Annotated in this window: 9 protein-coding genes and 1 tRNA gene; 4 read left to right on the top strand and 6 right to left on the bottom strand. The window is 67.5% G+C overall.

The window, feature by feature from the left end; genetic code table 11:
• Positions 1–109 precede the first annotated feature (109 nt).
• The 4 genes from ACWDXC_RS39890 to ACWDXC_RS39875 form a co-directional block, all read right to left on the bottom strand.
• Entirely contained in the window at positions 110–700 is a 591-nt protein-coding gene (locus tag ACWDXC_RS39890; RefSeq protein ID WP_449991288.1) for a hypothetical protein, read from the bottom strand.
• A 591-nt stretch (positions 701–1291) separates the two neighbouring features.
• A complete protein-coding gene (locus tag ACWDXC_RS39885) occupies positions 1292–1768 on the bottom strand; it encodes a hypothetical protein (protein ID WP_449991286.1) in 477 nt (158 codons plus the stop codon).
• A 547-nt stretch (positions 1769–2315) separates the two neighbouring features.
• Positions 2316–2657: a DUF5713 family protein gene (locus ACWDXC_RS39880; RefSeq protein WP_449991283.1), complete on the bottom strand. Its 342-nt coding sequence runs from the start codon at positions 2655–2657 to the stop codon at positions 2316–2318.
• Between the two features lie 358 nt (positions 2658–3015).
• Positions 3016–3086: transfer RNA gene (locus tag ACWDXC_RS39875), tRNA-Gly, on the bottom strand.
• A 112-nt stretch (positions 3087–3198) separates the two neighbouring features.
• Between ACWDXC_RS39875 and dcd the strand changes: the two genes are divergently transcribed.
• From dcd to ACWDXC_RS39860, 3 genes are all read left to right on the top strand, one after another.
• Positions 3199–3774, top strand: a complete 576-nt coding sequence (gene dcd / locus ACWDXC_RS39870) for a dCTP deaminase (protein ID WP_219516870.1) — start codon at positions 3199–3201, stop codon at positions 3772–3774.
• Positions 3775–3933: 159 nt separating this feature from the next.
• Complete coding sequence (locus ACWDXC_RS39865; protein ID WP_219516885.1) at positions 3934–4551, top strand: DUF47 domain-containing protein; 618 nt, start codon at positions 3934–3936, stop codon at positions 4549–4551.
• Positions 4552–4555: 4 nt separating this feature from the next.
• Positions 4556–5560, top strand: coding sequence for an inorganic phosphate transporter (locus tag ACWDXC_RS39860; RefSeq protein ID WP_219516887.1), 1005 nt, complete (start codon positions 4556–4558; stop codon positions 5558–5560).
• On the opposite strand, the gene mshD is transcribed toward ACWDXC_RS39860, so the two are convergent.
• A complete protein-coding gene (gene mshD / locus ACWDXC_RS39855; RefSeq protein WP_449991279.1) occupies positions 5493–6467 on the bottom strand; it encodes a mycothiol synthase in 975 nt (324 codons plus the stop codon). The two genes, ACWDXC_RS39860 and mshD, sit on opposite strands and share 68 nt — an antisense overlap.
• A gap of 108 nt (positions 6468–6575) precedes the next feature.
• On the opposite strand from mshD, the gene ACWDXC_RS39850 reads away from it, so the two are divergent.
• The gene (locus ACWDXC_RS39850) at positions 6576–8357 is read left to right on the top strand and encodes a bifunctional metallophosphatase/5'-nucleotidase (RefSeq protein WP_449991276.1); all 1782 of its coding nucleotides are present in this window, start codon (positions 6576–6578) and stop codon (positions 8355–8357) included.
• On the opposite strand, the gene ACWDXC_RS39845 is transcribed toward ACWDXC_RS39850, so the two are convergent.
• Complete coding sequence (locus ACWDXC_RS39845) at positions 8341–9708, bottom strand: sensor histidine kinase (RefSeq protein ID WP_449991273.1); 1368 nt, start codon at positions 9706–9708, stop codon at positions 8341–8343. The genes ACWDXC_RS39850 and ACWDXC_RS39845 overlap by 17 nt on opposite strands.

Here is a 9708-nt window from a genome sequence, read left to right as displayed (position 1 = left end):
CTGCAGCCCGTGCAAGGCCGGCCACCTGTGCAAGGCCATCTCCGTCCTTCAAAACCACCGGCTCGCGCAGGCCGCGTGAGGATGAAAAGCATTCACTGCAGTTCAGACCTCATTCCCAGTTGTCGAGGACGATGACGGGCGCCTCTTCCACATCCAGCCATTCGGCTTCGATACCCATGCCGGTGGACGCCTCGATGAAGGCGAATGCCGCGCTGAGCTTGCCGCGGTAATCCTCCGGGCCGAGGCGGTCGAGCATGGCACGGAATTCGGCCAGGATGCTCCGATCGCCCTCCTCGATGATGTGCTCGGCGAAGACGAAGTTGCGCATCCGCGCTCTGATCTTTCCGTCGGCCGCGTAGAGGATCGTGTACCCCCCGTTGAAATGCCAGGTCGTCATCCACACACGTGATTTCCTACTGAGTTCGGTGAGGACGTGGTCGGGCGTGGCGAAGCCGTGGGAGAACTCGAGGAAACCCCAGGCCCCTTCCCCCTCGTAGACGAAAAGAACGGGCAGGAATTCTTCGCCGGCCTCCTCTCGGGGATATGCCATGATGCGTTCCTCGGGGTCACGACCTCCGTTCAGCCTCCACAGGAGGTCGTCCACTGTGATCTCTTCATCGAGGGGTTGCACTACGGTCCAGCAGAGTCCGCTTTCAAACCACTGCTGCTGATTGAAGAGATTGCGGTAATGATCGATCACGTGATGATTGTCGCGGAAGCTGCCAGGGGAGAAACACCCTTTCAGCTTCTCCAGTGAGCTGCGGTCAGGAATGCTGGGTGGATCCGGGATCGGCCCCAAGTACGTGCGCGACCGCGCCGCAGCGATCGTGAGGTGTCAGGGTTGCGGTGGCACCGCAACCCTGTGGCCGGTGTGTTCCGGTTGGTACGACGGCGCTGGCGTGCGGTGCCCGGCCCGGCGTCACGCTGCCGTCCAGGACCGGTCCCCAGGCTGTACGCCCGGGACGGCAAAGGGCGGAGGGCTGGGGGTACGGCAGCGCGCGCCGCGCCGCCGCCTTGATACCTACAAGAACTATTCGGCCGTGTCGTGCGGGCGCAACGTAGTTGATGCCACAAGAACATCAGCCCAGAGGATTTCCATAGACGTGTCCACAGTCGAGACCACGAAGGCGACGCAACGGAGGGCGGGTGACGGGGTTCGAACCCGCGCTGCCAGCATGGGAATTGCACAGATCGCGCCTCGTAGGGCATTGACCTAAGGCTGAGGCCAGTCGTGAGTGACCGTGATTGACCTCTCGTTGCCGCCCCTAATGGCACGCTGATGGCACGACGATCAGGCTCTCGACCTCAGTCGTCGCCACCATGAAGGCTTGATGACTCGGGCGGTTGTGCCGCTCGGCACCTCGCCTGTCATGGCGTACTTGAAGAACGCCTCAAGGTCATGCTCGACCCCGTTGTGGATCCGCTTAGCGACTTTGTTATGCGGATAGCCCCGAAGTTCCTCAAGGTTCTCCACGGCCGCGGCGTTCTCGTCCGTGCAGTACACCCATTTCCAGTCGCCGTTTCGGACGATCATCTCGCCCAGATACGCCCCCGCACTCATGATCACGCTGTGGATCACCTCAGGAGGCGGCTTCGAGGCGGCGAACTCGGTGCAGTAGTTGTCGAGGTGGTGAATGAACGCTGGATCCCAATCGAAGGAGTATCCGTCCTCGCGTGTGTGCTCCACAAAGAGCTCAGCCAGGCTTCGCATGTACTCGGCAGTCTCAGCGTCGCTGGGTGGCGGCCCCTGCTGCGACCTCCTGCGCACTATCGACTCCTACGTCCCGGGTTGGATCATCAACGCCGCTTCTCATGACACGGTTTGGGAACGGAAGCATCGACCGCGCACCGCGCACCGCGCACCCGCCCCGACTGATCATCCCGTCTACCGTTGACCCTCCCGCATGGGAAGCGGGCCAGGGCGTACGGGCTGTCCTAGACCGCGTGGAAGCTGAGGAGAACTGCTCAGTTATCGACGCTGGGCCTCTGACCCGCCCGCCCCGGTTGCGAAGCTACTCGACTTACCAAGCTTCACCATGTCGCCGAACGCCTGAGTGCCCGGCACCCTCAGCGTCAGCAAGACCACACCAGTCCCTGGGGCGCTGGCAAGCGTGCTCAACGGCGGAGGGCGACCCTGCGCTCGTTGTGGACTTGGTGTCGCCCGGCGACCTTCACGAGTTGGAGGACTCGTATTCGCTCAAGAACAGCGTCGGCCTCTACGCGGCCTTCGCGGCCGGCACTGCTCCGACGCACTCGACCTCTACTGTGGGGCCTCGGTGCCCACTCCTGAATCCGCCTTGGCCGGAGCTGGTGCGTCACCAATCGCGGGTCGCGATCAACTCTTCTACATCCGCATCCGAGAAGCCGTAGGCCGTCGCCACAAACCAGAAGTCCTCGGCGATCACCTCGCGAGCCACGGTCTCGATCTCGCTGTCGGCCGCCTCGAATTCCGCCTCCAGTTCGTTGAACTCCTCTGTCGCCGCATGAGTAAGTGCGTACAGCGCCGCGAGATCCGATGGCCCATCGGCCTCGATGCGCTCGCACAACCGCAGCAGGATCCCTCTGCCCTTGTCAACGACGTGGTCGGGGTAGTAGCCGTCCTGGTACATGCCCTTGAGAAAGGCGTGGCCGGCTATCTGCTGGTTGGTGGGCGGCACCCTGATCTCCTGTCTCGCCGTCATTCGGTGTGCTGATACTGCACCACAGCACCGACAACGAGGGCTTGCTCATCCACCCGAGGCACGATGGCGACGTGGAGTGCGCAGGCCGAATGGCCATGCGGTTGCCGGACCCCTATCCAACGGCCCATACGAAATGACCCCAGGCGACCGGCCAACGGGGCGGGGAGCTCGAGGGGCGGCAGCCCCTCGAGCAGGGGCGCAGCCCCATGAAACACAGCCTGAGCACCAAGGCGCGAAGCGCCGGCAGGCGAAGCCCAAGCAGTTGACCCCGATGGACACAGCCTGAGCAGCAAGAGGCGCGAAGCGCCTGACGAGCGAAGACGAAGCAGTTGAGAGCGGGTGACGGGAATCGAACCCGCGCTGTCAGCTTGGGAAGCTGATGTTCTGCCATTGAACTACACCCGCGTACGGCCCGAAGCCGCGGCCACCACTGTACCGGAAACCGCACCCACTTCACCAAGCCAACCGAGCCCCAGTTTCGAGCCCCACTTTGGATCACCAGGTAAGTTTGCTGACCGTGCTGCTATCTGACCGCGACATCCTGGCCGAGATCGACTCCGGGCGGCTCGCGCTGGACCCGTTCGACCGTGACATGATCCAACCGTCCAGCATCGACGTCCGGCTTGACCGCTTTTTCCGGGTGTTCGAGAACCACAGGTATCCGCACATCGATCCCAGTGTCGAGCAGCCTGACTTGACGCGGGTGGTCGAGCCGTCGGGGGACGAGCCGTTCATCCTGCATCCGGGCGAGTTCGTGCTCGCCTCCACCTACGAAGTGATCACGCTGCCCGACGACCTGGCGTCCAGGCTGGAGGGCAAGAGTTCGCTGGGCCGTCTGGGTCTGCTCACGCATTCGACGGCCGGCTTCATCGATCCGGGGTTCAGCGGGCACGTCACGCTGGAGCTGTCCAACGTGGCCACGTTGCCGATCAAGCTGTGGCCGGGGATGAAGATCGGGCAGCTCTGCGTGTTCAGGCTCAGCTCTCCGTCGGAGTTCCCGTACGGGTCGGAGAAGTACGGGTCCCGTTATCAGGGGCAGCGTGGGCCGACTCCGTCGCGGTCGTTCCGCAACTTTCATCGCACCCGGATCTAGCCCCGCCTGTGTGACAAAAAGGCACTCAAAGTACTCTGGGCCGCGGTGTCGTACAGCATACGGAGGGTAGCGACTAGGAGAAGGGGACATGAAGTTCGCATTTTGCCTGGTAAGCCGTACCCTCTTCCACGGACCATCCCCGCACATCTGGAGAACGACGTGCGCCTGCGTCTCACGCCACGTGAGGACAGCTACTATGACCTGTTCGCCGACTCGGCGAACAACCTGGTCACAGCATCACGCCTGCTCGTAGAGATCATCAGCGACGGCTCGGACCGGGAGGCCCTGGCCGAGAAGATGCGCGCCTGCGAGCACGCCGGGGACGAACGCACCCACGCGATCATGAACCGGCTCAACGAGAGTTTCATCACTCCCTTCGACCGCGAGGACATCTACCGGCTGGCCTCCAACCTCGACGACGTGATGGACGCCATGGAGGCGGCGTCGGACCTCATCGTCCTCTACCAGATCGATCATCTCCCCAAAGATGTCGTCCGGCAGGTGGAGGTCCTGGAGCGGGCCGCCGAGCTGACCGCCGAGGCCATGCCGAGGCTGCGCTCGATGAAGAACCTCAACGAATACTGGATCGAGGTCAACCGCCTGGAGAACCAGGGCGACCAGGTCTACCGCCGGCTGCTGGCCAAGCTTTTCAGCGGCGAGTACGACGCGCTGACGGTGATGAAGATGAAGGAGGTCATCGACGCCCTGGAAGAGGCGGCCGATGCCTTCGAGCACGTGGCCAACACGATCGAGTCGATCGCGGTCAAGGAAAGCTAACTCAGTGGACCTCACGCTCGCCCTCGTCATCGGCGTGGTCGTCGTCGCCCTGGTGTTCGACTACACCAACGGCTTCCACGACGCGGCCAACGCCATCGCGACCTCAGTCTCCACCCGGGCCCTCACGCCCAGGGCGGCGCTGTTCATGGCGGCGGCGATGAACTTCATCGGTGCTCACCTCGGCACCCAGGTCGCGCAGACCGTCGGCAAAGGAATCATCGACGCGCCTGACGGCACACATGGACTGGTGATCGTGGCGGCCGGCCTGATCGGCGCGATCGTCTGGAACCTCATCACCTGGTACTTCGGCCTGCCCTCTTCCTCCAGCCACGCGCTGATCGGCGGTCTCATCGGCTCGGCCCTGGCTTCGGCCAGCGTCGTGCACTGGGAGGGCGTCGTGGCCAAAGTCGTCATCCCCATGATCATCTCGCCGCTCGTCGGCTTCTCGCTGGCGGCCGGGATCATGATCGCAATCTACTGGATCTTCAGGAACGCGCAACCGGGCAAGGCCAACCGGGGCTTCCGCTACGCGCAGACGGTCTCGGCCGCGGCGATGGCGCTCGGCCACGGCCTCCAGGACGCGCAGAAGACGATGGGCGTCATCTTCCTGGCGCTGGTCGTCGGCGGTTACGCCGCTCCTGCCGACCCCATCCCGCAGTGGGTCATCCTGGCCGCCGCGGGCGCGATCTCGCTCGGCACGTACGCGGGCGGCTGGCGGATCATGCGGACGCTGGGCCGCCGCATCATCGCCCTCGACCCGCCGCAGGGCTTCGCCGCGGAAGCCGCCGCGTCGACGGTGCTGTACGGCGCGGCGATCGGGTTCGGGGCGCCGATCTCCACCACGCACACGATCACCTCGGCGATCATGGGCGTGGGTTCGACCAAGCGGCTGTCGGCGGTGCGGTGGGGCGTGGCGGGCAACATCGTGACCGCCTGGGTCCTCACGATTCCGGCAGCGGCTCTGGTGGCTGCTCTGTCGTACTACGCGCTGCACTTCCTGGTGGAGTAGCGGCGTACATCACGTCGACGTCCCAGCGGCTGAAGCCAAGGGACTCGTACAGCCTGATCGCGGCCGTGTTGGCCTCGTCCACGTAGAGCATGGCCTGGGCGAGGCCGCGCGAGCGCAGGTGGGCCAGGCCGGCCAGGGTGAGCGCCTTGCCCAGGCCGGTGCCCTGCTGGGAGGGGTCGACGCCGACGACGTAGACCTCGCCCAGCGGCTCGTGGCCGTGCTCCTGGTGCTCGTCGGAGCCGTGGATCTTGGTCCAGTGGAATCCGGCGAGCCGGTCGCCGCGGAAGGCCAGGAAGAACCCTTCGGGGTCGAACCACGGCTCCCGCTCGCGCAGCAGCAGGTCGTCCATCGTCCACGCGCCCTGTTCGGGGTGGTGGGCGAAGGCCGCGGAGTTCACCTTCAGCCAGGCCTCCTCGTCCTGCCCCGGGACGAACGTCCGTACGCTGATGCCCTCCGGCACCTCGTACGGGGCCAGCGGCGCGAACAGGGAGCGGCGCATCTGCCAGAGCGAGCGCGCCCGTTCGAGGCCGGAGGAGGCCGCCAGCGCCTCCGCGCCCGGGTGGTCGCCGTGCGCCCACAGCCGCAGCCTGCCGCCCGTCAGGTCGAGCACGGCGCGCAGCAGCCGGGCGCCGTGGCCGCGGCGGCGGTGGGCGGGGTGGATGACGAGCTCGCCGCTGGGCCCCTCGACCTCGTCGGTGGGGTCGACGTGGGCGTAGCCGGCCAGGGCGGCGCCGTCGTAGAGCAGGAGGGAGCGGGCCCTCGGATCGCCGCCGTAGCGCAGGTGGAGCATCACGTGCTCGTTCAGCGGGCGGACGCCGTCGGTCTCGGTCGCCGCCTCGACGACGGACAGCACCCCGGCGATTTCCTGGTCATCAAGCCGTTCCCGGACTTTCACACTCTCGCTCACAGATCGAACTCTAGGCGTACGACTGGCAAATGACGCCATGTCCGGGCGCGATGAATCGTTACCTTTGCGCCATTGGCTGCATGGCTTGCGGACGTATGTTCTTGGGCCATGACGTCCCGTTCCCTCCTCCGGCTCACGATGGCCGGAGCCGTCGCCGCAGGCGGCGTCCTGCTCGCCGGCCTCCCGGCGGACGCGAGCAAGGCACCGAGGACCGTTCCGGTCCGGTTGCTCGCACTCAACGACTTCCACGGCCACCTCGAACCGCCGACCGGGTCCTCCGGGCGGATGGTCGACGAGCACGGCGCCACGGTCGAGGCCGGCGGCGCGGCGTACGTGGCGACGCACATGAAGGCCCTGGCCGACCGCAACACGATCGCGGTCGCCCAGGGGGACCTGATCGGGGCCACGCCGCTGCTCTCGGCCGCCTACCACGACGAGCCGTCGGTGGAGTTCCTGGGCAAGCTCGGGCTGGACGTGGCGGCGGTCGGCAACCACGAGTTCGACGAGGGCTACGCCGAGCTGCGGCGCATCATGAAGGGCGGCTGCCATCCGGTGGACGGCTGCTCCCCCGCCGGGCCGTGGAAGGGCGCGACGTTCGACTACGTGGGCGCCAACGTGCTGTTCAAGAACCGGGACGAGCGGACCGACGCGCTCGCCGCCCTCGGCGACAGCGGCAGGTTCGGCGAGCTGCTGAAGGACTGGGGCGTGCCCGCGCTGCCGCCGGTCAGCGTGAAGTGGATGAACGGCGTGCCGATCGGCTTCATCGGCCTGGTCACGCAGACGACGCCGAACATCGTCACCGCCGAGGGCATCAAGGATCTCAAGTTCGTCGACGAGGTCAAGGCCGCGAACGTGGCTTCCAGGCTGCTCCGGCTGGTGGGCGTGAAGGCCCAGGTCGTGCTCGTGCACGAGGGCGACCAGGTGACGGCGGGCCAGTCGCCCGACGCCTGCGCCGCGATCCCGGGCGCCGGCAACCGCATCGCCACGCAGGTGGACCCCGAGATCGACCTGGTGCTCAGCGGCCACTCGCACCAGGCGTACAAGTGCGTGGTCAAGGACCCGGCGGGGCGTGACCGGCTCTACTCGCAGGGCGGCTCGTTCGGGCGGGTGATCACGCAGGTGGACCTGAAGGTGGACGTGCGGTCGCGGGACGTCGACCGCTCCTCGGTCGTGGCGGACAACCACGTGGTGACCCGGACGGTCGCCCCGGATGCCGAAATTTCGGCGTTCGTGCAGACGTGGAAGAACCGGGTCGCCCCGGTCGCCAACCGGCCCGTCGGCACGATCACCGCCGACATCACCAACACCGCCGCCCCGTCCGGCGAGTCCGCGCTCGGCAACCTCATCGCCGACGCCCAGCTCGCCGCCACCCGGGAGGGCGGCAACGCGCAGATCGCGCTGATGAACCCGGGCGGCGTGCGCGCCTCCCTGTCGTACGCGAGCTCCCCGGCGGGCGAGGGCGACGGGACGGTCACGTACGGCGAGGCGTTCACCGTGCAGCCGTTCAACAATCTCATGCAGGTCGTCACGCTGACCGGCGCCCAGCTCAAGGCCGTGCTGGAGCAGCAGTTCACCGGCGGGCCGAACAACCAGGCGTTCACCAAGATCCTGCAGCCCTCGGCGAACCTGACCTACACCTACAGCACCGGCGCCGCCTGGGGCGCCAAGGTGTCCGACATCAGGATCGACGGGGTGCCGGTGACCGACACGCAGGCGATCCGGGTGGCGGCCAACAACTTCCTGGTCGGCGGCGGTGACGCGTTCCAGGCGTTCACCGAGGGCGCCGACCTGTGGAGCGGGCCGCTCGACATCGACGCGTTCGTCGCCTACCTGGGGCAGAACAACCCGATCGCGCCCCCCGCAACCAACCGGATCACGGTGACGGGTTAGGACGCAGCGGAAGGCGGACCACGAACCGGGTGCCCGGCTCGTGGTCCGCGACCGTGATGGCGCCGCCGTGCCGGGTGACGATCTCGCGGGTGAGCGCCAGCCCGAGGCCGCTGCCGCCCCGGTCCCTGGTACGGCCCGCCTCCAGCCGGGTGAACCGCTCGAAGACGCGCTCGCGGTCCTCGGGCGCGATGCTGTCGCCGTCGTTGGTGACGGTGACGACGACGTGCTCGCCGTCCAGCGAGACATCGAGGTCGACGCGGGTGTCGGCGTGCCGTACGGCGTTGTCCAGCAGGTTCGTCAGCACGCGGTCGAGCTGCGTCTGGGAGCCGAGGACGGGCGCGGGCGCGCACGGCCGCATGTGGACGGGCACGCGGCCGGCGCGGCGGCGCTCCGCCTGGTCCCGCGCCAGGTCGCAGAGGTCGACGGTGGAGCTGGGCGCCACGGCCCCGGCGTCCAGGCGGGCCAGCATGAGCAGCTCGTCGATGATGGCCGCGAGCCGGTCGGTCGCCGCCAGCGCGCGCATGCCCGTGTCGTACCAGTCGGTCTCCTCCGGGTACGCGGTCGCGTAGTCGAGCTGCGTGCGCAGGGCGGCGATCGGGCTGCGCAGCTCGTGCGAGGCGTCGGCGACGAAGCGGCGCTGGGTCTCGGCCGAGCGTTCGAGCCGGTCGAGCGTGCTGTTGGTGGTGACGGCCAGCCTGGTGATCTCGTCGCCCGTGTCGGGCACGGGGACGCGGCGGCTGAGATCCCGGCCGGTGATGGCGGCGAGCCGGGCCCGGATGTGCTCCACGGGACGCAGCGCGAGCCCGACCGTGAACCAGGTGATGAGCCCGATGATGAGCAGCACCAGCGGGGTGCCGACGAAGACGATGCCGTAGATCCACTTCAGCGCCCGGTTCACGTCGCCGAGCGACGCCGCCCCGTACACCGTGACCGGGCCTGACGGGCTGCGCACGGTCATCGCCATGACGCGGTAGTCGCCGCCGGGGTCGACGTGCGGCGGCAGGCCCGTGATGTTGCGGTCGACGGCGTAGACGTGCTCCGGCTCGGGCGGGTCGAACCCGGTCACCAGGCGCCGCTGCCCCAGCCTGCCCGCCGACAGCACCCGGCCGTCGGCCCCGACCACCTGCACGAACTGGATCCGGGCCGGGACCTCGATCTTCGGCTTGAGCGTGCCCAGGCGCGCGTCGCTGGCGGTGCGGCGCACGGCCAGCTCGACCCTGGCGTCCACCTGGTCGCGCAGATTGTCGGGCACGGTGACCACGGCGACCGCGGACGACGTGCCGAAGATCAGCGCCCCGACCAGCACCGCGATCGTCGTCAGACGCCCGCGGATCGAGCGAGGTATGAGCAC

The sequence above is a fragment of the Nonomuraea sp. NPDC003214 genome (assembly GCF_053590035.1).
Note: the sequence above shows the minus strand (reverse complement) of the source record. Positions and strands in the feature narration are given on the sequence as shown.